The sequence below is a fragment of the Ruegeria sp. HKCCA4812 genome, from assembly GCF_013034245.1.
Taxonomy (GTDB): Bacteria; Pseudomonadota; Alphaproteobacteria; order Rhodobacterales; family Rhodobacteraceae; genus Ruegeria.
Genome location: NZ_WQFQ01000006.1, coordinates 137,637 through 161,111 on the forward strand (window position 1 = coordinate 137,637; position 23,475 = coordinate 161,111).

Genomic DNA, 23,475 nt, shown 5'->3' on the forward strand with positions numbered 1-23,475 from the left:
CCAATTCAACCTGTGCAGCGGGCAGCAAGACCGGCGTCATCGCCGCCAACAGGATCAAGGGTGTCGACGCGCTGGTCGGAATGCGTTTCAACGGCATCTTCAGCAGGTTTTACGGCTGGTCGGCGGGGGCGTAGATCAACGCGCCAAGGTCTGAGAATTTCGAGCCTGGCGCGCCCAGCCCCAGAACCGCATCACGAATGGCGGCAGCACGGGATGCACCCAGTGATGGCGTCGCAAATTCCATGAATTTGTCGATCACTTCTGACTCATCCATTGGTGCCTCGGGTCCGCCGCGTGCGTGTACGTCGCCCGACTCAAGTATCCGCCCATCGGTCAGGGTGATGCAGACATCGGCAAACCGGCTTTTGGGGAACCGGTCGGAATGGCGTGCGGCCTCTGCAACCGAGATACGTTCGACGATCGAGGCGACCAGCGGGTCGGCCAGGCCCGCACCGGTGATGTTCTCGACCCCGATCCGGCCATGCGCAACCATTGTGGCGACGGCAAATGGCAGCGAATACTGCGCCTTGGACGTATCGTCCGGCATGCCTTGAAAGAGGCAGGCGCTTTCCCGAAACGTGTTTACCTGGATTGCCGCAATTTCCTGGTGCGTCAGGTCGTTTTCACGCATCAGCGCCCGGGTGGCGTCAATCGCCGCATGAGCCCAGCGGCAGATCGGATAGGGTTTCACATATTGATGTTCCATCTGCCAGAAATGGCCCAGATCTTGCCAATGCGGGGCCACGTCTGCCGCTTCGATGGTGATGGCCGGCGCCCCGGTAAAGCCTTTCTCGGCCAATACCGCTGAAGAAATGCCAACCAACGCGCCCCAGCCCGAACCATCATGCAGCATGGTGGGATTGGAGATCTCGCGCATCATCTGGCTGCGCGGGCCATGATATTCGGCAATCCCCATGGCCTGCCGCATCTGTTCAGCCGTCAAACCGCGCAAGCGCGCCGCCACAGCCACCACGCCAAGCGCGTTCCAAGCTCCGGATGTGTGATAATCGCTGACAGTGTCATGCAAAGAAATGCCCGCGCGTCCCGCGACCTCGTATCCGATGATCACCGCCGCCAGCGCCTCGGGGCCTGAAAAATCTTGAACGGTTTCAGCCAATGCCGCCAGTGCGGGAACGACGACAACCCCGATGTGGCCTTTGGTCGGATTGTATCCATCATGTCCGTCCAAATTGTCGGTCTGTGTGGCCGCTGCATAGGCCGCACCCGCGACGCTGACGCGTCGACCGTCGAAAAGCATGCGCGCGCTCAGCCCCGGGTCGCCCGCGCCAAACAGCGCTACCGCACTCTCGCGTGCAATCCGTCCGGCCTGCATCGGCCCCGAACCTATGGTGATCCCCAGCGTATCCAGCAGCATCAACGCCGCTGCCTTGCGTGCGGTATCAGGAAATTCCTGCGCGGCACGATTCAGCGCAAAATCTGCAACGGTCTGAAAGGTATCTGTCACGGTGTCCAGTCGAGGTTTTTCTTTCGGGTTCCGGTTACAAGAAAAAGCCTATGTGAGTTTGCGCATAGCGGCACGAAAACAATCATGGGGCAATGGCCCCGGATTATTTGTGACTAGGACCAGATCACATTTCGAGGCAGAACCATACGTGTGAGTCGCTCATGGGCAAGACAGCAAGCCCTGGGCTTATTAATTCTTTGCGATGTGCCTTGCCTGAGAAACGTCCGTCATGATGAATCTTCCACACCTGACCTTTCTTCGCTCGTTCGAAGCGGCGGCAAGGCACCTGAGCTTTACCGCTGCTGCCGAAGAGCTGAACTGCACCCAATCTGCCGTCAGCAATCATGTCCGCTCGTTGGAAGAGTTTTTGCAGCGCCCCCTGTTCGTGCGCCATCCCCGTTCCCTGTCGCTGACAGATGTGGGCGAGGCCTATCTGCCGTCGGTGCGCCATGCCCTCCAGGAAATCAACGCTGCCACGCAATCGGTCATCGTGCGGTCGCATACCCGCAAAGTGGTGGTTTCTTGCCCGGTCAGTCTGGCCGAGAACTGGTTGCCGGATGTGATCCGTGGTTTCAACGCGGTGCATCCCGGTATTGATCTGACGGTTCATGGCACTGTCTGGACTGATGTCGAACCAAATGTTTCGGACATCTCGCTGACAATCAATCATGTCGACGATGTGTCGCCGGACGCCCAACGTTTGTGGGTCGAAAAGCTGGCCTTGGTCTGTGCACCCGGCTTTCTGGTCGATGGCGCGCCGCTGACCGACCCCAAGCAATTGCAGAATGCACCGCTGATCCACATCCTGGGCCGCCCCTCCTATTGGGAGCACGCGGCGCGGCATTTCGGGTTGTCCGATCTGAGCCAGAAGGGCGGGTTGCGGACGAATGTCTCGAATTTGGCGATGGAAATGGCCGCCAAGTCACTGGGATGCGTCGCCCTGCCCCGGTCGCTGGCCCGGTCCTATGTCGAGCGGGGGCTGCTGATCGAGCCTTTCCGGTTTGATCTGAACAGTCCCTGGACCTATTTCATGCGTCTCAAGGAAAAACCCGTTTCACCACCGGTCCGGCTGTTTCAGAACTGGCTGTTGCAAGCCGCCGCTGAAATGGACAGCTGATCGACCTGTCATTTGCCGGGGCATGTCACGCGGCCCCTATTTTCCCTTGCCAGCCAGCTTGTTGGTGGCGAGAACGCGCAATCACTTCCGCGCGTCATCAATACCCAAGGCAGGGGCTATTCCAGCCATCAACAGCACCCTCTGCGCAACCGAGTTTCGACACCAACCGGTTTTTCCTGGTCCTCGGTTCCGCTGAACAAAGCCGACATGATCGCGATTTCGAAGGGCTTTGCACTATCTGCGCTTCTATTGCCTCAATATCCGCAAGAATCTATGGGATGCATTACGCAACTGCTGACGGCCATTGAAACCGGCGTCAGTTTCTTTGATTGTGCCCACGCCGTCCGTGGTAATTGGTAAGAAGGATTTTTGGATGCGTATTGCAATGATCGGCACCGGTTATGTTGGCTTAGTGTCCGGTGTATGCTTTTCGGACTTTGGTCATGACGTGATTTGCGTCGACAAGGCTGAGCAAAAGATCGACATGCTCAAGGCCGGAGAAGTGCCGATCTATGAACCGGGCCTGGATGTGCTGATGGCAAAAAACGTTGCTGCTGGTCGCCTGAGTTTTTCAACCGATCTGAAGACGGCAGTTGATGGCGCCGATGCGGTTTTCATCGCGGTCGGAACTCCGACCCGACGAGGGGACGGCCACGCGGATTTGACCTATGTGATGGCCGCGGCAGAAGAGATCGCCCAAGCGGTTGCCGGTTACACGGTCATCGTCACCAAATCGACCGTGCCGGTGGGAACAAACAGAAAAGTTCAGGAAGTCGTTGCGGCCGCCAACCCCACAGCCGAATTCGACGTGGCCTCGAACCCTGAATTTCTGCGCGAAGGCGCTGCAATCGACGACTTCATGCGCCCCGATCGCGTCGTTGTCGGTGTGGAAAACGATCGCGCCGCCGAAGTGATGGCCGAGATTTACCGACCGCTTTATCTGCGTGACTTTCCGATCCTGACCACCGATCTGGAAAGCGCCGAGATGATCAAATACGCCGCCAACGCGTTTCTTGCGACCAAGATCACTTTCATCAATGAAATAGCAGGCCTGTGTGAAAAGGTCGGTGCGGATGTCAAGGAAGTTTCCCGGGGCATCGGTCTGGACGGACGAATTGGCAACAAATTCCTGCACGCGGGGCCGGGCTATGGTGGCTCTTGTTTTCCGAAGGATACCGCCGCGCTGGCGCGGATCGGGCAGGATCATGCCTATCCGATGCAGATCACGGAAACCGTCATTCGGGTGAATGACGAGGTCAAGAAGCGGATGATCGAGAAAATCCGCGACGCCTGTGACGACCGCCTTAACGGCAAGACGGTGGCGGTTCTGGGTGTCACTTTCAAACCCAACACGGACGACATGCGCGACGCGCCATCACTGTCCATCATTCCCGCTTTGATCGGCGGAGGGGCCAAAGTGCGCGTCGTCGATCCGCAGGGCAAAGCGGAAGGCGATGCGCTATTGCCCGGGGTCGAATGGTGCGACGATCCCTATGCAGCGGTCCAAGGGGCTGACGTTGTGGTGTTGCTGACAGAGTGGAACGAGTTCCGCGCGTTGAACCTGACCGAGCTGGCCGGTTCCATGAACTCTGCCAGAATGGTGGATCTGCGCAATATCTATTCAAAGTCACAGGCGCTGAAATCCGGCTTTGAAACCTATGTCGGCGTTGGACGTTGAAGGCACCCCGCCTTTTGGATCAAACACGCCCACCGGACCCGCTTGGGTCCGGCAGGTATCTGCCTTTACGGGCTATTCGGTGGCCCAGATCTTGCGGCGGCGTTCCTTGACCATGTCATTGCCTTCATCGGTGCCGTCGTGGAACGTGTTGAACCATTCATCCCAAGGGGTTTCCCAGGTGCCGTAGTTGCAGTCAAAAAACCGATGATGCAGCTGGTGAAAGAAATCCCCGACCTGAAGCTTGGCCTTGTCGCCGAACTTCACATGCTCGAACCCGGCATGAGAGGTCGGAGCGCCGATGCCGTGATGGAACAGCAGGAAAATGGCGTGGATCGGATGGGACGGCAGCAGGAAGAAGATCATCGTATCGAACATCAGAAAGAAACTTTCGACCGGATGCATCGCAAGCCCCGACCAAGGACCGGTATTGATGTTGCGGTGATGCCAAGCGTGGACTTTTTTATAAAGCACACCCACATGCAGCAGCCTGTGCAGCCAGTAGAAATGGAACCCGGCCCAGATCGGCACAAAGACGGTCATGGCGATGAACCAGATCGGGTTGCCGTCTAACGTGATCATCGTGATCCAGCCATTGGCATAAGAATACAGGATCAGACATTCCCAGAACGTCCAGAACATCAACGCCGGGCCCAAGGTCCAGAACATGTTGTCCCAGACCTGATTTTTGAATGTGAACACCTTGGCGCCCTTCATCATCGGGCGCATGTCATAACGGTATTCATCCTGCTGCGTGCGGAACCTCCAAAGAGCCAGGTGCAAGCCGCCTGCGACCACCATCAGGATACAGAAATTGCGGAACCAGATTTCCGCAACCCAATCCCAGCCGAAGGTCTCGATCCTGCTCAGTGAAGGCGTCAGATAGGTCCAGGTGATGACCGCAAAGACCAGCAGCAGCGCCCGCAATGCAAGCGGATTCCAACTTTGCAGCAGGTATTTCAACGCGGCCAGAGGTTTCATCGGCCAATCCCAATAGGGCGCGGTCTGAATCGGCAGCTGAGGCGTGTAATTCCAGATCTTGCGCTTGGCTCGTGGCGGCAGGGCGGGGTCTGACATAGAAGGCTCATTTCATCTGTTCACTGATCACAAGCCTAAGGCGTGGGATCAAAAGCTCAGACCTAATTGTCTTGCCGGAGAGGCTAAGTTCTGCTTAGCCTGTCGGAATGAACACCCGCGTCCCTTCCCTCAACTGGCTGCGCGTATTCGAGGCTGCGGCCCGAACCGAAAGCTTTGCCCGCGCCGCGACCCAGTTGAACATGACGCCTGCCGCCGTCAGCCAGCAGGTCAAGGCGCTGGAGACAAGACTGGGCACACCCTTGTTTCACCGTCACGCGCATGCGGTCACTTTGACCGAGACCGGGCGCGCCTATCTGCCGTCGGTACAGCAATCCTTGCTCATGCTGGAAACGGCAACCGCCGGTCTGTTCGGCGAAACCCGCGAGCAAAGGCTTTACGTGCAGTCGGTGCTGCTGTTTGCACATGGCATTCTGGCCGGGGGTGTTCCCGATTTTCAGGCGGCGCATCCTCAGATCAACCTTTCGCTTTCGACCGGCAATGTCATGTCGGATTTTGCCAATCGGTTCACTGACCTTCAGATCGTGTTCGGAAACCCCGCGCTGTTCGGCTCGGAAAGTGACGAGTTGATGCGCGAACATCTCTATCCCATCGCCCCACCCGAGATTGCTGCCCGGATCAAGACGGCAAGTGATTTGTTCGACTTCACCTTGATCGAAGTTTCGACCCATCGGGCAAGCTGGCCGCATTGGTTCGAACACCAACGGCTGCCAGCGGGCCAGGCACGGTATTTTTTCGCCGACAATTCGGTGATGGCGGCCGAGCTCTGCGCCAGAGGATGCGGCATTGCCTTGGCGCGCGCGCCCGCGTCAGATCGCATTATGAAGCTTTCCGGTTTGGTCCCCTGCCTGCCGGACTTCTCCTGCCCTGGGCAGGAAGCCTATCATCTAGTCTATCCCTCCCGCACGGCACTGCGCCCGGCAGCGCGTACGTTTCGCGATTGGCTGATGGATTACAGCGCCGCCGTCCAGACGCGGTAACGCCCCTGCCCGGTGACTTCGCGAACCAGACCCCGCTGCGCGAACAGGTCGAAATTGCGCTGTACCGCGGCGCGGGAAGCCTTGGTCAGGTCTTCGGCCAAAGGCGCGGATACCATGGGCCAGGCCGTCAATGCATTGATCAGGCGCGGTGGGGTGCGGCCGCTCAGATCCTGCGTGACCTCTTTGGCTTTCGCCTCCCACGCGCTGATCCGGTCTAGGTGCAACAACGCCGCAAGGGCAGCCTGGCCTGCGCCGCCGATCCATGCGCTCAGTTTTTCCGACGGATCCCCCGAGCCGCGCAGCGCACGCGGCCCGGACAAGGCCAAGGGCATGAACTGCGCACCGCCACGCCCCATCGAGGCCGCATGCCGCGCGGCTATGACGGCTGCTTCCGTGTCCTGTCCGATGCCTTGTGACACCGCCCGCCAGGCGTGAAACGCAATTGCCGACTGCGTCACAGGATGCAACCCTTCGGCGTTTTGCATGACCTCGGCCAGATCAATGATGGATTCCGGGGTCGCGTCGGCCCCCTGAGCCAGTCGGTCAAGAAACGCGGTCAGCCCGCGTTCCCAACCGCCGGCAGCAGGCGGCGCGCCCGAACTCAGGCGTCGCACGGCCCATCCGGCTCGGAACAGGGCCTGCACGTCATCATGAGTCGCGCCGATCCGCAAACCGGTCCACAAAGCCAATCGATCCACGCTGATCCGGTCTCCGGTCCACCACCCCAGATCGGACGTCTCCATCAATGCCAAGCGATGCGTCCAGCCTTCGGGGCCCGCTCGCAACCGTTCATCCAGCGCGCCAAAAGTCAGGGCCAGATCTGCAAGTTCCGCAGAAAGGTCGGACTGCGCAGCCCGCCAATCACGCGGATCGAACAGCAGGCGCTGTTCGCGTCGCGGCCCGGGCAGGAAGAAACCCTCGTCTTCCTCGACTTCATCCGGCGGCAAGAACCACAGGTCGTCCTCTTCGGACGGATCGCCGTCATAGATGCTGGCGGGGCCAAGATCTTCGGCCTCGTCTTCAGGAAGGGGCAAGGGTTTCTTCGACGTCATACCCCGCATTCTTCGGGCATTCCCGTTGGTTCACAAGGGGTATTCCGTCAGCCCGCAAAGGTTCGGGTCAGAACACCCAGTTCGCTGCTCAAATCGGTCTGCGGAGAGCTGCCCAGCAGCATGTAACCATAGCCATCCTGTGCCCAGGTCGCTGTTGCCAAACCGCTCAGAATGGCCTGTTTGACCTCTGCCTTCGGGGCGTTCGGCCCCTGGCGGATAACACAGAAGGCAAAAGGTTGACCCTGCTCATCGGCGAAAACGACCTGAACCAAAGGCTTTCCCTTGAACGAAAGAACCTGTGCTCGCTTCAACTCCAACCCTGGCAGGGAGTCCAGCGCTTCACGGTTCAGAGACCTGCCAAGTGCTGCCTCGGCCATCGCGAACTGCTTGTCCAGCGATGCCTCGGAACTGTCCAGCGAGACAATCGTCTCGGGCACATATAGCGACTGATAGATCGCCGCTTGCTGCGCCCAGCCCAGTTCCGCCGGACGCGTCGCCCAGAATGTCAGGGCAACGGCTGCAACCCCGACGCCCGCGGCCACGGCCAGAAGGCGCAGAAACCCGCCATTGGTGTTTCGCGCCACGGGTTCCGGCAAATCGACCTTCGGCGCCGCGGTGGGCAGTTTCTCAAAGACCTGCCCAACGACAGGCGCAAACGGATCCAGCGCCATCAGGCGGCGTTCAACCTCGACATCATCCTCAACCGCGGCCTCGATGGCGCGGCTCTGAGCCTCATCCAGCGTGCCTTCCAGATACGCCAACAGCGTCTCGTCGGAAAACGTCATTTGCCACTCCGTCGCGCGGCATCTGCCGCCTCAAACTGCATCACGATTTTCAGTTTCCGCCGGGCATTCGATAGCCGGCTCATGATTGTGCCGATGGGAACGTCCAGCAATGCAGCGGTTTCGCGGTAGCTGTACCCTTCGACGAACACAAGCATGACCGTTTCCCGCTGCGCTTCTGGCAGCTGCATCACTTGAGTAAACACTTCAGCCGCAAAAATATTCGTTTCTGAATCCGGCAAAGTTGCGACCAGTTCCGATTCTGGGGTCACGGACAGCGCCTGTGCCCGCCGGACGGAACGAGACCGCACTTCGTTCAACCAGATTGACCGGCAGATCGTCATCAGCCAACTGTCCAGACGATCATGCGACGTTACCTGATGATGCCGCTCGAGCGCACGCAGGCATGTGGCCTGCACCAGATCGTCCGCCACATCCGATGCCCCCGACAACGCCAGAGCAAACCGCCAGACGCGTCTTGAGTGCATCTGTACGGCGTCACGAACGGCCTGTTCGGAAGTCATCTCGGCACTCATCGAATAAAACGCGACCTGTGTGTGTTTGTCAGAAACGGACCCGGCCCGCAGGGCCAAAACTGACATAAACCGCGGAGGAAAGAAATGAAACTTCTGTTGAAGGCAGTCACGTTTGCGTCGGCAATTGTTGCAACACCCATATGGGCAGCGGGCTGGACACTGGAGTCCGATCGCTCGCATCTGGCCTATGGAACGATCAAGAAAAACGCGGTGGGCGAGGTCAACAGCTTCACCAGCCTGAGCGGACACGTGACGCAGGAGGGCGTGGCCGAAATCGAGATCGACCTGTCCTCGGTCGAGACCAACATAGAAATTCGCAACGAACGGATGATCGAATTTGTATTCCGCCAAGCACCCACTGCGCGCCTGACGGCCGAATTCGACATGGCGAAGGTTGCAGGGCTGGCCGTGGGTGAAACCACCACTCTGGATGCTGCTTCCGTGCTTTCGCTGGCCGGCACGGAAGTTGAGTTTGACGCGGAAATGTTCGTCGCACGCTTGTCCGAGACGTCAGTGCTTGTTTCGACAAACGACATGGTGTTTCTCAGCACCGAAGACGCCGGTGTCAACGCCGGCGTGGACAAGCTTATGGAATTGGCAAGCCTGCCCGGCATCACCCGAACGGTACCGATTACAGCCCGGCTGATCTTTCACACGGATGAAGAACAGGCCGCGACGGCATCGGAAGCCACAGAGGTTGTTGCTGCCGCAGCTGTTCAGGGTGACGCGACGGCCGGCAAAAAGGTGTTTCTCAAGTGCAGCGCCTGCCACAAATTGAAAGAAGGCCGCCATGGTGTTGGCCCGTCCCTGCACGGCATTCTCGGCGCAAAGGCCGGTCAGGCCGAGGGATTCAAGTATTCGACAGCGCTGGAAAGTTCCGACATCGTCTGGACCCATGAAACCCTGAGCGCATTCCTGACGGATCCCAAAGGGTATCTTCAGGGCAATCGAATGCAGTTTCGCGGCCTGAAAAAGGACAAAGATATTGTTAACCTTCTTGCGTATTTGCAAGAAGAGGGGTGACGGCAACACCCAAGAGACCTGCTGAATTTCGATTTCACGCAACCGGCCCCGGGATCGGATACGATGCTTGTGCCCGTCCCCTGTCTGGTTTCGGATCAACACGTGTTCAAAGTCAGGAATTACAGCCTTCTATCAGCGGATTCATGCCGGACATACGACTCGTTTGTGGCAAAACAGCCCGTATTTTAAGGCGTTTTTTGCGGATCCTGTCGCGCCACCAACCCTGCCTGCGCCCGTACAAAGGGGCAAATCGCGGTTGTTGTTGCGCTTTCCAACTCTTGTCCGATCGTCAACCAGTCATTATTTAGCGGGCGTACAGCTCAAATGGTCGGGATGGGCCGCTCTGCCGCAGCATGGCATCTGTCCTTTAGGCCCGACAAGATATAGGTTAACTGAGCGTGCGCACAGTTTCACGATTTGGAGAACGCAATGATAAAGCGCGCCTGGAACAAGTGGCGATCAGGCTATATGGGCCGCCTTGTAGGTGAAAGCTTTTACGCGCAAGGCAAGCTGTATGGTATTGCGGTTCTGGCAATGATTGCCGTGGCGGTCACCACGGCCGGCTCCGCATATATGATGGAATTCATTGTCGATGCCATGACCAGCCCCGACTTGCAGGGTTGGGTACATTTGATTGCGCTGGGGGTTGTCCTCCTGTTTCTGGTCAAGGCGGTCGCATCCTATATTCAGGCTATCTTCCTTGCCCGCGCAGGCAATCGGATCGTGGCGGAACAGCAGGACAAGGTTTACCGTAAACTGCTCAGACATGGGGTCTCGTTCTTTTCGACCAATGAATCGTCGGACCTTCTGATGCGCACCACCCATGGTGCGCAGGCGGCCAGAAACCTGATCGATTTGCTGGTCACCGGGTTTGTCCGCGACACCCTGACTCTGGTCGGGCTGATTGTGGTCATGGTGTATCAGCAGCCCGTTCTATCCGTCTTGTTCTTTGTCGTGGGTCCGATTGCCCTGTTGGGTGTTCGCTATCTGCTGAAGAGCGTACGTACGATCATGCAGGCCGAATTCAAGTCGCTGGCAGAAATTATTCGGGTGCTGCAAGAGACCTCGGCAGGGATCAAGGTCATCAAGGTCTTCTCACTCGAAGACCGGATGATCAACCGCATGGACACCGCCATCCGCAAAGTTGAAGAGCGGTCGAATGACATCGCCAAGTTGCAGTCCATTGCCAGCCCTCTTATGGAGTTTCTGGCTGGCCTCGCCGTGGCGGGTGTGCTTTTGGTCAGCACGATGGGAATCGCGGGCACGGAACAACCCAGCGCGGGCCAGTTGATGTCCTTTATCACGGCATTGCTGATGGCCTATGAACCTGCCAAGCGGCTGTCGAAAATGCGCGTTCAGATCGAAACCTGCATGGTTGGTATCAGCATGTTGTTCGGCCTGCTGGATCAGGACGACACGATGGTGGAAAGTCCCGAAGCCCATGACCTGATCGAAGGCCCCGGCCAGGTCACGTTGCGTGATGTGACTTTCGGCTATCAAGGTGCCGTACCTGTAATTGAAGATATGAATATCACGTTCGAGGCCGGCAAGACCACCGCGCTCGTCGGTCAGTCCGGCGGTGGCAAGTCCACGTTGTTCGGCCTGATCATGCGTTTCTATGATCCCGATCAGGGCAGCGTTGAGATTGATGGTCAGGATCTACGCGAGGTGAGCTTTGCCTCGCTGAGACGCAAAATATCCTATGTCGGTCAGGATACATTCCTGTTCTCGACATCGATCATGGACAACCTGCGCTGCTCGTCCCCTGACGCCACGGACGAAGAAGTCATAGACGCCGCCAAAGCCGCACATGCGCATGATTTCATCATGGATCTGCCCGAAGGCTACAATACGCAGGTTGGCGAAAACGGCACCTTCCTGTCAGGTGGCCAGAAGCAGCGAATTGCGATTGCCCGCGCTATTCTGAGAAAAGCCGAGATCCTGCTTTTGGACGAAGCCACAAGCGCGCTGGATGCTGAATCGGAATCGCTTGTCAAAAAGGCTTTGGACACCCTGACAAAGGACGTGACCGTCGTCGTCATTGCGCACCGACTTTCGACTGTTCTGGAAGCGGATAAGATTATCGTGGTTCAGGATGGCTCGATCGTGGAACAGGGCAATCTGGACGAGTTGATGAAAAAGAACGGAAGCTTCCGCAACCTGTTCGATCAGCAATTCAAAAAACACGAACCCTCGGCGGAAGTGGCAGAATAACCCCTGCATTCAGCCTGGCACATGGCTCCCTTCTCCGGGCAAGACCTGTCCGGAAGAGGGGCAGAGTATTCTCATCACGCGCGTCCGTGCATCGAAATCATCAGGCCCAAGCCGCTTTAGGAATGTAGATAGCTCAGGCCCAATCCCGGGAAACGAACGGGTCTATCTCGCGCGCGGATTCGAATATGGCGATCTTGGTCGGTAGCGACACAAACATGTGGCTTGGTCGCCCACGCTGGCGCCTTGGCTGAGTGGTTCTGCCACAAGTAGTCAACGTCGCTTCTATCGAGACCGCCCTGTTTGCCACAGTCTCACACCACGCGAAAACCTGCTTGCATTACAGGGGGTACAGACACGCGACCTGATGCGTTTCTCCGGCCAGTTCAGGCAATGTTGCCCTGCACTGATCGGTTGCCAGCCAACATCTTTGCGCAAAGGCGCAACCTTTTGGAATATTCATCGGCGACGGCAGTTCGCCCTCAAGCTTGATCCGTTCTTTTCGGGCCGTGGGGTCGGCCCGGGGCGTCGTGGACAGCAACGCCTTGGAATAGGGGTGGCGCGGCGCGGCGAACAGCTGTTCTTTGGGTGCCTTTTCAACAGCACGCCCCAGATACATCACGATCACGTCGTCGGCAAAATGCCGAACCACGGAAAGATCATGCGAAATGAACAGATAGGCGAGGTCAAGCCGTTCCTGCAAATCCACAAGCAGGTTCAGGATCTGCGACTGGATAGAGACGTCCAGTGCCGAAACCGGCTCATCCAGAACCAGGACCCTGGGATTCAACATAAGCGCGCGTGCAATGGCGATACGCTGACGCTGCCCGCCAGAGAACATATGTGGATAGCGATCATAATGCTCGGGCCGCAATCCCACCATCTCGATCATGTCGCGCGCTTGTGCCTCGCGGTCTGCGGCGGACATGTCCGGGCGATTGATGATCAGCGGTTCCTGCAAGATCTGGCCGATGCGTTGACGCGGATTCAGCGATCCATACGGATCCTGGAACACGATTTGCACCGTTTCCCGCATCTTGCTCCACCGTGACGGGGTAATGTCGACACCGTCAATCGTCAGCCTGCCCGACGTCGGCTCTTCAATCATCGTGACCAATCGCGCCAGTGTTGACTTGCCACAGCCGGACTCTCCGACGATGGCCAGTGTCTTTCCCGGTTTCAGTTCGAAATCCACCCCCGAAAGGGCCTTTACCGTCGCTGACTTGGACAGCAACCCGCGCTTCACCGTGTAAAACCGGGTCAGATCTTTCGCCTGAACGATAGGGTCGGTCATGCCAATTCTCCGGCCGCAATTCTTTCAACGTGGTGACAACGTGCCTTGCCGAAGGCCTCGGCATGAGGGGTCGGCGGTATTTCAGCGCAAGTTGCATCAGCGAACCGGCATCGCGGGCTGAACAAGCACCCTGCGGGGCGATCGAATTGACCCGGCACAACGCCGGGAATCGTCGGGAGGATCTTGGAGGTCGCGCGCTCGGGCAAGGCGCTCAGCAGGGCGGATGTATAGGGATGACGCGGCGTGCGGAACAAATCGCGCACGGGCTGCTCTTCGACTTTTTGTCCGGCATATTGCACCTGAACCCGTTCGGCGGTTTCGGCCACCACTCCCATGTCATGGGTGATCAGCACAAGGCCCATATCGTGTTCGTCCCGCAACCGAACCAGCAGGTCGAGTATCTGCGCCTGAATGGTGACATCCAGCGCCGTGGTCGGTTCGTCCGCAATCAGCAGCTTGGGCTTGCAGGCGATGGCCATCGCGATCATGACGCGCTGGTTCATGCCACCTGACATCTGATGTGGAAAGGTGTTCAGGCGGCTTTCCGGGGCCGGGATGCCGACCTGGTCGAACAGCTCAATCGCGCGCTGGTGGCGGTCCTTACGGTTCAAGCCCAGATGGATGCGCAGGGCCTCTTTGATCTGGAATCCCACCGTGAAACAGGGGTTCAGCGACGACATCGGCTCCTGAAAGATCATCGCCATGTCCTTGCCGATGATCTTGCGACGCTCACGGGCCGAAAGACCGGCCAGATCCACCCCCTCAAAGCGCATCTCGTCAGCGGTGATCGTCGCGGTCCAGGGCAACAACCCCATCAGCGCCAACATCGACACCGACTTGCCCGAGCCGCTTTCGCCGACGATGGCCATCAGCTCGCCCCTGTCGACCGACAGATCGACACCGTCCACGGCGCGGAACTTGCCCGAGGCCGTGGCGAATTCAACAGTCAGGTTGCGGATCTGCAAAAGGCTCATGCGATCAGCTCCGTTTCAGTTTCGGGTCAAGCGCATCACGCAGGCCATCACCCATCAGGTTGATGGCAAGAACGGTGACAAGAATCGCCAGACCGGGGAAGGTGACTACCCACCAGGCGCGCAGTATGAATTCGCGCGCTTCGGCCAGCATGGTGCCCCATTCCGGAGTGGGCGGCTGCGCGCCCATGCCCAGAAATCCCAAGGCAGCTGCATCCAGGATCGCCGTCGAAAAGGACAGCGCCGCCTGTACGATGATGGGTGCCAGACAATTGGGCAGCACGGTGATGAACATCAGCCGTGACCTGCCAGCACCGGCCACACGCGCCGACGTGACATAATCCTTCTGACGTTCCGCCAGAACCGACGCGCGGGTCAGGCGCACGTAGTGGGGTTGGAAAACGATGGCGATGGCAATCATCGCGTTGGTCAGCGACGGGCCAAGGATGGCCACCAGCACCAGCGCCAACAGCAACGACGGGAAGGCCAGAACGATATCCATCACCCGCATGATCAGCGTATCGACCCATTTGGGGGCAAAGCCCGACAGCAGGCCAATCATCACGCCACCCGATACGGCCACACAGACGACGACGATTCCGACAAAGAAGGAATAGCGCGAGCCCATGATCAGGCGCGACAGCATGTCCCGACCCAGCGGATCGGTACCCAACGGGAAAGCCCAGCTTCCGCCCTCCTGCCATGCGGGCGGTTGCAGGATATGATCGCGGAACTGTTCGGTTGGGTCATAGGGGGCCAGAAGGGGCGCAAAGGCTGCACAAAACACAAAGGCTGCAAAAACCCAAAGCCCGATGACAGCGCCACGGTTTTCACTGAAGTAGTACCAGAACTCGCGCAGGGCGCTGGGGCGGTCTTCCGTTCTGGGCGGGGTTGAGGATAGTTCGGCCATCACCGCCTCCGAATTTTGGGGTTGATGATGCCATAAAGGACATCGACCAGCAGGTTCACCAGCATCACGATCACCGCGATCATCAGCAATCCGCCCTGAACAACCGGGTAGTCACGACGAAAGATGCTGTCGACCATCCACTTTCCTATGCCCGGCCAACTGAAGATGGTTTCGGTCAGAATGGCCCCCGCCAGCAAAGTGCCCACCGATAGGCCGATCACCGTAACAACCGGAATCAAAGCGTTTCGCAGCGCGTGCAATCCATTGATCCGCGTTGGTGACAAACCCTTGGCGCGCGCGGTGCGGATGTAATCTTCGCCCAGAACTTCCAGCATCGCCGACCGGGTCTGGCGTGCGATTACCGCCAGCGGAATCGTTCCCAGCACAATCGTCGGCAGGATCAGATGGCGCACGGCTGATCCGAATGCTCCTTCCTGACCCGACAGCAGGCTGTCGATCAGCATGAAGCCCGTGACGCTGGGAAAGTAATACAACAGGTCGATCCGGCCCGAGACCGGCGTCCAGCCCAGATTGCCCGAGAATATGATGATCAACAGCAGCGCCCACCAGAAGATGGGCATCGAGTACCCGACCAGCGCCGAGGACATCAGCGCCCGGTCAAAGAACTTCCCTCGGTTCACCGCCGCGATCACACCTGCGGGCAGACCCAGCGCAACGGCAAAGATCATGGCGCACAGGGACAACTCCAGCGTTGCGGGGAACAGCGAAAAGAACTCATCCCATACGGGTTTCCTAGTGACAAAGCTTTCGCCCAGATCACCTTGAAGCACTCCGGTGAGGTAATCCCAATACTGCTGCAACACCGGCTTGTCGAAACCCAGCTTTTCGACCATTTCCTGATAACGTTCTTCCGTCATGCCGCGTTCTCCGGCCATCACGATGATCGGATCGCCGGGCAGCACCCGGATGAACATGAACGAAATCAGCGTCACGCCCAGAAATGTCGGAACAAACAGGCCAAGACGGGTGAGGAAATAGCCAAGCATCAGCGACCTATGATTGTAAGTTCTTTGGGAAAGCGGGTCAGTGACCGACAGCCATCCCCGGTGACAAGAACATCATCTTCTATGCGAACGCCGAACTTGTCCAATGCATACAGACCGGGTTCGTTGGTCCAGACCATGCCCGGCAGGATTTTCTGGCTGTTGCCGCGCATGATATACGGCGCCTCATGCACATCCCGGCCCAGACCGTGACCTGTCTTGGTCCGGATACGATCGGCAAAGGGCGAGGCCTCAAGCACGCCTGTGACGGCGTCGTCGATGTCATGCGCTGTCACGCCGGGGCGGCAGGCTTCGAACCCGGCTTTGTTTGCGCGCAAAACCGTGTCGTAGACATCCCGGCCTTCGTCCGGGATGTCCTGAACGAAAAAAGTTCGCGTGATGTCGGCCACAAAACCATGTTTTCGAGCGCCAAAGTCGAACAGCAAGGCGTCGCCTGCCTTGATCCGGTAGTCGGCGCGCGCCTTGCCGTGCGGTCGTGCCGAGTTGTCCCCCGCAGCCACGATGGGGGAAAAGGCCAACGACTCGGCGCCTTCCGCAAAAAGCGCCTGTATCAGCGCCTGCTCGATCTGTTTTTCGCTCTGACCTGTGCGAACACCTGCGATCACACGCTCCAACGCGCGTTCCGAAATATCGATGGCCGCTTGCAGCGCGGTGATATCTTCTTCGGTTTTGATGATGCGAAGGCCTGAGATTTCGCGTTCGCCGTCCACAATCCGCAGATCCGGAAATGCGCGGGTAAACGCGTCTGACACGAAAAACCGCATCACCTGACCTTCGACGGCCAACGATCTGATAGGACTATGCGCTGCTAGCGCGGAAAAGGCGCTGTCATAGCCGGTCTGATCGCGCCAGTCGAACACGGCACCCTCAAATCCGACCAGATCCCATGAAGCGAGTTCCAGATTGGGCACGATCGCCGCCGGATCACCCAGGGCCGGAATCACCACGACAAAAGGGCGCTCGTGGCTCATGAAGGATTTGCCCAATGCGCGGGTGAAATTCGGACCCGGCACCAGGGCCACTGCGTCCACTGACATTTCCATTGCCAATTGGCGGTATTCGGACAAATCCGGCATTCTGCCCGACCTCCTCAATAAGAAAGCCGGAGCCACCAATCTGGTGGCTCCGGTTTGTGAGTGGTGGTTTATTCGACGCCCACACCATAGAAGATGTGACCGCCCAGAGGGTGCACCTTATAGCCTTGCACCTTGTTGCTCATGGGCATGTAAACGACCGAATGCGCGATGGTTGCCCACGGAGCCTGCTCTTTGAACACAACCTGTGCTTCTTCATACAGTTTGGTCCGCTCGGCCTGATCCGTGCTTTGCTTAGCCTTCAGGATCAGGTCTTCGAATGGCTGATGGCACCATTGCGCCCGGTTGGATGCTTCGACCCCGTCACAGCCCAGCAAAACCGCCAGAAAGTTGTCCGGGTCGCCATTGTCCCCGGTCCAGCCCAGCAGAACGGCACCGTCCCGGTTCAGTTCTTTCGACCGAGACAGGTATTCACCCCATTCGTACGAGACGATTTCGACGCCCACACCGATCTTGGCGAAATCCGCCTGGATCAATTCGGCCATGCGACGGGCATTGGGGTTGTAGGGGCGCTGGACGGGCATGGCCCAGATTTTCATCGACAGGTCCGAAACACCTTCGGCCTCAAGCATCGCCTTGGCCGCTTCGGGATCATAGAGATCGTCCACGATGGCATCGTTGTAGCCCCACATGGTAGGCGGGATCGGGTTCTTGGCCACCTGGCCCGAACCCTGGAAGACCACGTCGATGATCGCCTGCTTGTCGATCGCCATGTTCAGCGCTTTGCGCACCTTCGGATTGTCGAATGGCGCCATGGTGGTGTTGTAGGCCAGATAACCAACGTTCAGGCCCTCTTGTTCCAGCATGTTGATGTCCGGATCATCCTTCATTGCCTGAATGTCGGCAGGGTTCGGATAGGGCATCACATGACATTCGCCTGCTTTCAGCTTTTGATAGCGCACAGATGCATCCGGTGTGATGGCAAAGATCAGGTTTTCGACCTGCGCCGGGTCTTTCCAATACGCATCATTGGCCGCGTAACGGATCACCGCGTCTTTTTGATAAGCCACGAACGAGAAAGGTCCGGTTCCGATGGGTGCCGTATTCAGTTTTTCCGGCGTACCGGCTTCCATCATTGCCGCAGCGTATTCCGCCGACACGATCGAGGCAAAGTCCATCGCCATATTGGCGACAAATGGCGCTTCGGGCTTGGACAGAGTAAATTTCACCGTGTAGTCGTCGATCTTTTCGATGGACTCGACCAGATCAGGCATCCCCATACCTTGGAAGTATTCCCAGGTTCCACCTGACACTTGATGATAGGGGTGGTTTTCGTCTTTCTGACGCATGAAGGTGAAAATCACGTCATCCGCGTTGAAGTCGCGGGTCGGCGTGAAATCGTCGTTCGAGTGGAACTTGACGCCCTGGCGCAGCTTGAAAGTGTATTCCAGACCATCATCGCTGGCCTCGACACTTTCGGCCAGGCCGGGGACCACATTGGTCGTGCCCGTTTCAAATTCAAGCAACCGATTGTAGATCGGATGAGAAGACGCATCAAAGGTCGTCCCTGCGGTGTACAGCGCAGGATCGAACCCTTCAGGTGATCCTTCGGAACAATATACAAGTGTATTTGCCTGCACCACAGCACCCGTCAGGGCGATCGCAGTGGTTGCGGCCAGAAGTTTGAGGTTCATGATTTTCTCCCAGAAAAGGACTTTGAAAGACAATCGCATGGCTCTTTGTCGCCAGAGCATTCAGTGACAGCACAGGTCGTCGCGATCCCTCTGCCCAATGTATCCAAAATACAAAATCTAATGTCAACAGTGTCTTTCTGCGGATATCTTTGAAGGCTTTTTCTGCCATTGCACCCTGATTTCCGGATTTCACTCTCATCTTCGCTGCGCAAGCGATACGACGGCCCGAAACCCCCTGCCGCGCACTCAGAGCTTTCTGTTCACGGGTGCGAATTGCATGCTCTGACGGCCTGCACGCTTACGTCTTGTCCGTATGCGTAACCGCACGCCAATCCCCCGAGGGAGGGTTGGTCAAAAGTTTCGTTGCGCGCAGCTTCATGGCGACGGACACTGGGTCCCCGCCCCGCATTTTGTCCGCGGCCTCAAACGCAGCTATCGCCTGCTCGAACCGGCCGGAACGATAATGCGCAAGACCTTGTTCGTAGGTCTCGATCCAATCAAGGGATCCTTCGAAACCGTCGGCCATCGCAATCAGCTCATAGACCACCAGCTCCTCGGTCCGGCCAAAGACCGCGAGCGTGTCCAGCTCTCGGACGACAATTGCATCGCCTGCTTCGCGCCGGGTCTCGGGGCCGATCAGAATACGCGTGCCATACTCCTTGTTGGCCCCCTCCAATCGGCTGGCCACATTCACGACGTCGCCGATCGCCGTGTAGTTCAACCGCTGCTCTGACCCAATGTTGCCAACCAGAGCTTCACCGCTGTTCAACCCGATCCGGACGCGCAGGGAATTTCCGGCCTCGTCTTTGATGCCCGCATCTTCCACGGTCGCGACAAGATCCAGTGCCGCGCGGCAGGCATTTTCGGCATGGAGCGCATCCTTGCGCGGTGCCCCCCAGATCGCCATGACCGCGTCACCCATGAATTTGTCGATCGTCCCGTCATGGCGCGCGACGGCTGCTGCGGCCGCAGAGAAAAAAGGCTCCATCAACTGGATGATTTTGGGGCCGAGTTTTTCCGATAGCCCGGTGAATCCGGTCACATCGCAAAACAATACGGATATCTGCTTCATGTCGCCACCGGGCTGCGTTTTGATGCCCTCGGCGACCAGCATCTTCACAAGATCGGTCGGCACGTATTTTCGGAACGCGGACAATCCTGCTGCCATGCTGGCCGTTGCCGCAGACAGATTGGCAAGCTCGGACAGGTTTGAAGGCCGGCGAGGAATGCGTTCGACGTCGAAGCGTTCGATCTTGCTCAGATCCTCGGCAATGCGCGCCAGAGGATTGGCCACAATTCGACGGATCAACCAGATCGCCAGAGCGGTTGAGACGATCACGACCCCGATCAGGATATAGATCAGGTCTATCAAGGTTGCATCGATGCCAGACAAAAAGGCCGCCTCAGGAATGACCGTAGCGACGCGCCACCCGTAAAAACCCAAAGGTGTCAGGGCCACCGCATAAGGGACGCCATCGATCACCACGCGTTTCGTCGAACTGCCCGCAGTATTGCCATCCGGGTCGCCCAACAGTTTTTCCCCCGAGATCTTGGCAACCTCGTACAGCTCACCCTCGCCCATGCGCGCCGGTGTAACTTCGTCCGCCTTTGCGTCGGGAACAGCAATTACTTTGCCATCGGCATCCAGAATAAAGGCGGCTCCGAATTCGCCGGGCTCGAGCGTCGCCAGAAAGCGTGACAAACGGTCGGTTTCGATTGCGACCGCAAGAACTCCCTGCCGTGCCCGGTTGACATCGATCGGCCCCGCAAATGCGTATACGGTCTTGTCACTGCCCGGAAGATCGCGCGCTTCGATCCATCCCATCGTGCTCAGAGACATAAAATTGTTGAACCAGGCATGATCACGAGGATCATAGGAGGTCGGAACAAAGGTCCTTTCTTCGAACTGAATATCCCCGGGAATAAAAATGTATCGATCGGTCCGCAAGTTCCGGTCGCGGATGTCCTTGTCGATCTCTATCATCTCAAGCCCGCTGTCGCCCAACCGATGCGACGCGAAAAAGTTGCCATCCGGCCAGCCGAAGAAAATCCAGGAAATATTCGGCTGCGCCTGCAACTGAGACAGAAAGACGAACTCTCGTTTATCGGCCTGCCGCGTTGCGATGACATTCTGTACAAAGATCGTGCGCACCGCCGACCATGCGGCTTCGGCGGATCTGAGGGTTGCCCCGACTTCGATACGGACCGCGTTTGCAATCTGGCTGTTGATCTCAGCGGCAAGCATGCGGCTGTTGTCACGCGCGGTCGTCCACCACAGCGAATGAACAACGAAGGTCGACACGCCGATGGATACGGCGACCAGCATAGATACAGCAATGCCGACACTGAACCGCATGAAAACCCCGAAAAGAATGTCCTGTACCACAGTATTCGGTTGAGATCGCAGGAAGAGCAAAGCTTAGTTTGCTCCTACCCCGAAAAATCACGCAACTGTTAAGCACATGTGTATGCCGCGACCGAAATCCACGGCACCTGGTCACTTGCCGATGCCCAGAGGACAGACCTTGCGCGTGGCGGAAATCAACTGCCCTTGGGTCCGGATTTGCGACGTTTTGGAACTGCGTTGCCACCCTTGGCGGATTTGACGGCCGCCGCGCGTGCACGATTCTTCTTGCTGTTTGGCTTGCCCTTCGGCGGCGGCGGACCTTTCGGCGCGTCTCCGGCTGGTTTAGAGCGACCTCTCCTTTGCTCGACACTGCCGGGCTTGCGCTTTTTCGGTTTTGCACCCGAAGCGCTGAACTGGCTTTTTGCGTCGTCATCCGACGCTCGACGGGTTTCGGTCGCGGGCACGGTCTGGGCAGGCTGAACCTCGGGCTTGGATTGGCGGCGGTGGGCTTTCCGCTCAGCCGGAGAGTTTTCCTTTTTGTGTCCCGTAGGTCTGCCTTTGAACTTTCTATTGAGACCGGACCGACCGGTTGACGACAGGTCCGGTGCTTTGTCCAACCGCACAAGGTCTTTGGTTTCTTCGATTTTCATCTCTGGACCAATGGCGGTCAGAAAGCGGTCGACACTGGCTTCACTGATTTCGAAATAAGTTACGTCCTCGGCAATCCGAATGGCACCGATATCGTCTTTTGTCAGATCGCCCGCCTTGCAGATCATCGGCAGCATATGACGGGGAGACGCATTCTGATTGCGCCCTTCGGACAATGAAAACCAGACGCCTGGCCCAAAAGATGCGCGTGGCTTTGGGGCGGTCTGATCGACCGCCGACAGCTCTTCCGGGGCGGAATGGCGCAGTTTGTATTGCCTCAGGTAAGCGGCTGCAATTTGTTCGGGCGTGAAGCGAGCAATCAGTTTTTCAACAGACGGGCGTTCGCTTTCCGTGATCTCGACCTGCCAGTCCTCTGATGCCAGCATCCGAGCCTGATCACGCTCGTTCACCTCATCCGCAGACGGGGCCGATCCCCATTCTGCTGTCAGCTTGGCAAATTTCAGAATACGCTCTGCCTTTTTGCTCGATGATGGCGCGACGATCAGGGCACTGACGCCCTTGCGCCCAGCGCGACCCGTGCGGCCAGACCGGTGCAGCAGTGTTTCATGGCTGTTGGGCAGTTCGGCATGGACCACCAGATCAAGGTTGGGCAGATCGATGCCGCGGGCCGCAACATCGGTTGCGACACAGACCCGGGCCCGTCCATCGCGCATGGCCTGCAACGCGTTGGATCGTTCGCTCTGGGTCAGCTCACCTGACAGGGCCACGACAGAAAACCCCCGGTTCGACAGGCGCGCGGTCAGGCGCGAAACCATCGCTCGGGTGTTGCAGAAAACGATGGCATTGGGGGCCTCGTAATATCGCAGCACATTGATTATCGCGTTTTCACCATCACGCGGCGCCACCGTCATGGCCCGATACTCGATATCCGCATGCTGGGTCAGTTCGCCGACCGTGCTCACACGTTCCGCGTCGCGCTGGTACCGCTTGGCCAGATTGGCAATTGCGCGTGGCACAGTGGCAGAAAACAACAAGGTCTGACGATCTGCGGGTGTTTCATCAAGGATGAACTCAAGATCCTCGCGGAACCCCAGATCCAGCATTTCATCCGCTTCGTCCAGGACAACCGCTCGGATAGCTGTCAGATCGATTGAACCTCGATTGATATGGTCGCGAAGTCGTCCCGGAGTGGCCACAACGATATGGGCGCCTCGGGCCAACGCGCGACGTTCATCCCGAATGTCCATGCCCCCGACGCACGAGGCCAGAAACGCTCCCGCTCCGGAATACAACCAGCCAAGTTCCCGTTTCACCTGAAGTGCCAGCTCGCGGGTCGGTGCAACAACCAGCGCCAATGGCGCTTCGGGTTTGCCGAGCGTTTCTTCATCGCCCAGCACCCTGTGCGCTATCGCCAGACCAAACCCAATGGTCTTCCCTGATCCGGTCTGGGCCGAAACCAGCATGTCGCGCCCTTCCAACTCGGGCTGGGTGACGGCTCGCTGAACTTGGGTCAATGTATCATAGCCCTTGCGCGCTAGCGCATCTGCAATGGTTTGTTTCACGGTGGTGGTTCTTTGTATCGGCCAGGTGATAGGCGCTGTGCGGAATTGCGATCAGCGGATCATCCAAGGGTAAAGACAGCCCCTTACCGGCTG

19 protein-coding genes are annotated in these 23,475 nt (G+C 58.1%); 6 read left to right on the forward strand and 13 right to left on the reverse strand.

The features are described from left to right. Window positions 1-109: 109 nt before the first annotated feature. The gene (locus tag GOW04_RS16435; protein WP_171233282.1) at window positions 110-1,465 is read right to left on the reverse strand and encodes an MmgE/PrpD family protein; all 1,356 of its coding nucleotides are present in this window, start codon (window positions 1,463-1,465) and stop codon (window positions 110-112) included. Between the two features lie 229 nt (window positions 1,466-1,694). On the opposite strand from GOW04_RS16435, the gene GOW04_RS16440 reads away from it, so the two are divergent. Genes GOW04_RS16440 through GOW04_RS16450 form a run of 3 tightly spaced genes read left to right on the forward strand, consistent with a single transcriptional unit; the run spans window position 1,695 to window position 4,260 of the window. Further along, window positions 1,695-2,582 carry a LysR substrate-binding domain-containing protein gene (locus tag GOW04_RS16440; RefSeq protein WP_171233283.1) on the forward strand — a complete coding sequence of 296 codons (888 nt, stop codon included), beginning with the start codon at window positions 1,695-1,697 and terminating at the stop codon, window positions 2,580-2,582. A 12-nt stretch (window positions 2,583-2,594) separates the two neighbouring features. After that, on the forward strand, window positions 2,595-2,942 hold the full coding sequence (locus GOW04_RS16445) for a hypothetical protein (RefSeq protein WP_171233284.1): 348 nt from the start codon (window positions 2,595-2,597) through the stop codon (window positions 2,940-2,942). 13 nt (window positions 2,943-2,955) lie between these two features. Further along, window positions 2,956-4,260, forward strand: coding sequence for a UDP-glucose/GDP-mannose dehydrogenase family protein (locus GOW04_RS16450; RefSeq protein ID WP_171233285.1), 1,305 nt, complete (start codon window positions 2,956-2,958; stop codon window positions 4,258-4,260). A gap of 72 nt (window positions 4,261-4,332) precedes the next feature. Here the strand turns inward: GOW04_RS16450 and GOW04_RS16455 are convergent, their stop codons facing one another. Continuing rightward, a complete protein-coding gene (locus GOW04_RS16455) occupies window positions 4,333-5,334 on the reverse strand; it encodes a sterol desaturase family protein (protein ID WP_171233286.1) in 1,002 nt (333 codons plus the stop codon). A 107-nt stretch (window positions 5,335-5,441) separates the two neighbouring features. Between GOW04_RS16455 and GOW04_RS16460 the strand changes: the two genes are divergently transcribed. Continuing rightward, a complete protein-coding gene (locus GOW04_RS16460; protein WP_171233287.1) occupies window positions 5,442-6,332 on the forward strand; it encodes a LysR substrate-binding domain-containing protein in 891 nt (296 codons plus the stop codon). Here GOW04_RS16460 and GOW04_RS16465 read toward each other — a convergent pair. The 3 genes from GOW04_RS16465 to GOW04_RS16475 are packed head-to-tail and all read right to left on the reverse strand — an operon-like array spanning window position 6,305 to window position 8,768. After that, a complete protein-coding gene (locus GOW04_RS16465) occupies window positions 6,305-7,393 on the reverse strand; it encodes a helix-turn-helix domain-containing protein (protein WP_371814412.1) in 1,089 nt (362 codons plus the stop codon). The genes GOW04_RS16460 and GOW04_RS16465 overlap by 28 nt on opposite strands. Window positions 7,394-7,431: 38 nt before the next feature. Continuing rightward, window positions 7,432-8,169: a hypothetical protein gene (locus GOW04_RS16470; protein ID WP_171233289.1), complete on the reverse strand. Its 738-nt coding sequence runs from the start codon at window positions 8,167-8,169 to the stop codon at window positions 7,432-7,434. Continuing rightward, window positions 8,166-8,768, reverse strand: a complete 603-nt coding sequence (locus tag GOW04_RS16475) for an RNA polymerase sigma factor (RefSeq protein ID WP_254430184.1) — start codon at window positions 8,766-8,768, stop codon at window positions 8,166-8,168. Before GOW04_RS16475 ends, GOW04_RS16470 begins: the two co-directional genes overlap by 4 nt. 18 nt (window positions 8,769-8,786) lie before the next feature. Between GOW04_RS16475 and GOW04_RS22005 the strand changes: the two genes are divergently transcribed. Continuing rightward, the gene (locus tag GOW04_RS22005) at window positions 8,787-9,725 is read left to right on the forward strand and encodes a cytochrome c family protein (protein ID WP_254430185.1); all 939 of its coding nucleotides are present in this window, start codon (window positions 8,787-8,789) and stop codon (window positions 9,723-9,725) included. A 429-nt stretch (window positions 9,726-10,154) separates the two neighbouring features. Next, window positions 10,155-11,939 (forward strand): ABC transporter ATP-binding protein, encoded by a 1,785-nt coding sequence (locus tag GOW04_RS16485; protein ID WP_171233290.1) that lies wholly within the window; start codon window positions 10,155-10,157, stop codon window positions 11,937-11,939. 337 nt (window positions 11,940-12,276) lie between these two features. Here the strand turns inward: GOW04_RS16485 and GOW04_RS16490 are convergent, their stop codons facing one another. From GOW04_RS16490 to GOW04_RS16525, 8 genes are all read right to left on the reverse strand, one after another. Beyond that, window positions 12,277-13,230, reverse strand: a complete 954-nt coding sequence (locus tag GOW04_RS16490) for an ABC transporter ATP-binding protein (RefSeq protein WP_171233291.1) — start codon at window positions 13,228-13,230, stop codon at window positions 12,277-12,279. Continuing rightward, window positions 13,227-14,204: an ABC transporter ATP-binding protein gene (locus GOW04_RS16495; protein ID WP_171233292.1), complete on the reverse strand. Its 978-nt coding sequence runs from the start codon at window positions 14,202-14,204 to the stop codon at window positions 13,227-13,229. Before GOW04_RS16495 ends, GOW04_RS16490 begins: the two co-directional genes overlap by 4 nt. Before the next feature lie 4 nt (window positions 14,205-14,208). Next, a complete protein-coding gene (locus GOW04_RS16500; RefSeq protein ID WP_152460560.1) occupies window positions 14,209-15,111 on the reverse strand; it encodes an ABC transporter permease subunit in 903 nt (300 codons plus the stop codon). Beyond that, window positions 15,111-16,118 (reverse strand): ABC transporter permease subunit, encoded by a 1,008-nt coding sequence (locus GOW04_RS16505; protein ID WP_152460561.1) that lies wholly within the window; start codon window positions 16,116-16,118, stop codon window positions 15,111-15,113. The genes GOW04_RS16500 and GOW04_RS16505 overlap by 1 nt, the downstream gene beginning before the upstream one ends. Continuing rightward, window positions 16,118-17,212 carry a Xaa-Pro peptidase family protein gene (locus tag GOW04_RS16510; RefSeq protein ID WP_171233293.1) on the reverse strand — a complete coding sequence of 365 codons (1,095 nt, stop codon included), beginning with the start codon at window positions 17,210-17,212 and terminating at the stop codon, window positions 16,118-16,120. The genes GOW04_RS16505 and GOW04_RS16510 overlap by 1 nt, the downstream gene beginning before the upstream one ends. Window positions 17,213-17,280: 68 nt before the next feature. Next, on the reverse strand, window positions 17,281-18,864 hold the full coding sequence (locus tag GOW04_RS16515; RefSeq protein ID WP_305848800.1) for an ABC transporter substrate-binding protein: 1,584 nt from the start codon (window positions 18,862-18,864) through the stop codon (window positions 17,281-17,283). A 298-nt stretch (window positions 18,865-19,162) separates the two neighbouring features. Next, window positions 19,163-21,220 carry an adenylate/guanylate cyclase domain-containing protein gene (locus tag GOW04_RS16520; RefSeq protein ID WP_171233295.1) on the reverse strand — a complete coding sequence of 686 codons (2,058 nt, stop codon included), beginning with the start codon at window positions 21,218-21,220 and terminating at the stop codon, window positions 19,163-19,165. Between the two features lie 185 nt (window positions 21,221-21,405). Then, the gene (locus GOW04_RS16525; protein ID WP_171233296.1) at window positions 21,406-23,382 is read right to left on the reverse strand and encodes a DEAD/DEAH box helicase; all 1,977 of its coding nucleotides are present in this window, start codon (window positions 23,380-23,382) and stop codon (window positions 21,406-21,408) included. Window positions 23,383-23,475: the final 93 nt, after the last annotated feature.

Bases quoted from the DNA above. Each gene is read 5' to 3' on its own strand.
- GOW04_RS22005 (WP_254430185.1), top strand. From the start codon at position 8,787: ATGAAACTTCTGTTGAAGGCAGTCACGTTTGCGTCGGCAATTGTTGCA.
- GOW04_RS16520 (WP_171233295.1), bottom strand. From the start codon at position 21,220: ATGCGGTTCAGTGTCGGCATTGCTGTATCTATGCTGGTCGCCGTATCC.
- GOW04_RS16495 (WP_171233292.1), bottom strand. From the start codon at position 14,204: ATGAGCCTTTTGCAGATCCGCAACCTGACTGTTGAATTCGCCACGGCC.
- GOW04_RS16440 (WP_171233283.1), top strand. From the start codon at position 1,695: ATGATGAATCTTCCACACCTGACCTTTCTTCGCTCGTTCGAAGCGGCG.
- GOW04_RS16465 (WP_371814412.1), bottom strand. From the start codon at position 7,393: ATGCGGGGTATGACGTCGAAGAAACCCTTGCCCCTTCCTGAAGACGAG.
- GOW04_RS16460 (WP_171233287.1), top strand. From the start codon at position 5,442: ATGAACACCCGCGTCCCTTCCCTCAACTGGCTGCGCGTATTCGAGGCT.
- GOW04_RS16450 (WP_171233285.1), top strand. From the start codon at position 2,956: ATGCGTATTGCAATGATCGGCACCGGTTATGTTGGCTTAGTGTCCGGT.
- GOW04_RS16505 (WP_152460561.1), bottom strand. From the start codon at position 16,118: ATGCTTGGCTATTTCCTCACCCGTCTTGGCCTGTTTGTTCCGACATTT.
- GOW04_RS16515 (WP_305848800.1), bottom strand. From the start codon at position 18,864: ATGAACCTCAAACTTCTGGCCGCAACCACTGCGATCGCCCTGACGGGT.
- GOW04_RS16510 (WP_171233293.1), bottom strand. From the start codon at position 17,212: ATGCCGGATTTGTCCGAATACCGCCAATTGGCAATGGAAATGTCAGTG.
- GOW04_RS16455 (WP_171233286.1), bottom strand. From the start codon at position 5,334: ATGTCAGACCCCGCCCTGCCGCCACGAGCCAAGCGCAAGATCTGGAAT.
- GOW04_RS16485 (WP_171233290.1), top strand. From the start codon at position 10,155: ATGATAAAGCGCGCCTGGAACAAGTGGCGATCAGGCTATATGGGCCGC.
- GOW04_RS16470 (WP_171233289.1), bottom strand. From the start codon at position 8,169: ATGACGTTTTCCGACGAGACGCTGTTGGCGTATCTGGAAGGCACGCTG.
- GOW04_RS16500 (WP_152460560.1), bottom strand. From the start codon at position 15,111: ATGGCCGAACTATCCTCAACCCCGCCCAGAACGGAAGACCGCCCCAGC.
- GOW04_RS16490 (WP_171233291.1), bottom strand. From the start codon at position 13,230: ATGACCGACCCTATCGTTCAGGCGAAAGATCTGACCCGGTTTTACACG.
- GOW04_RS16475 (WP_254430184.1), bottom strand. From the start codon at position 8,768: ATGTCAGTTTTGGCCCTGCGGGCCGGGTCCGTTTCTGACAAACACACA.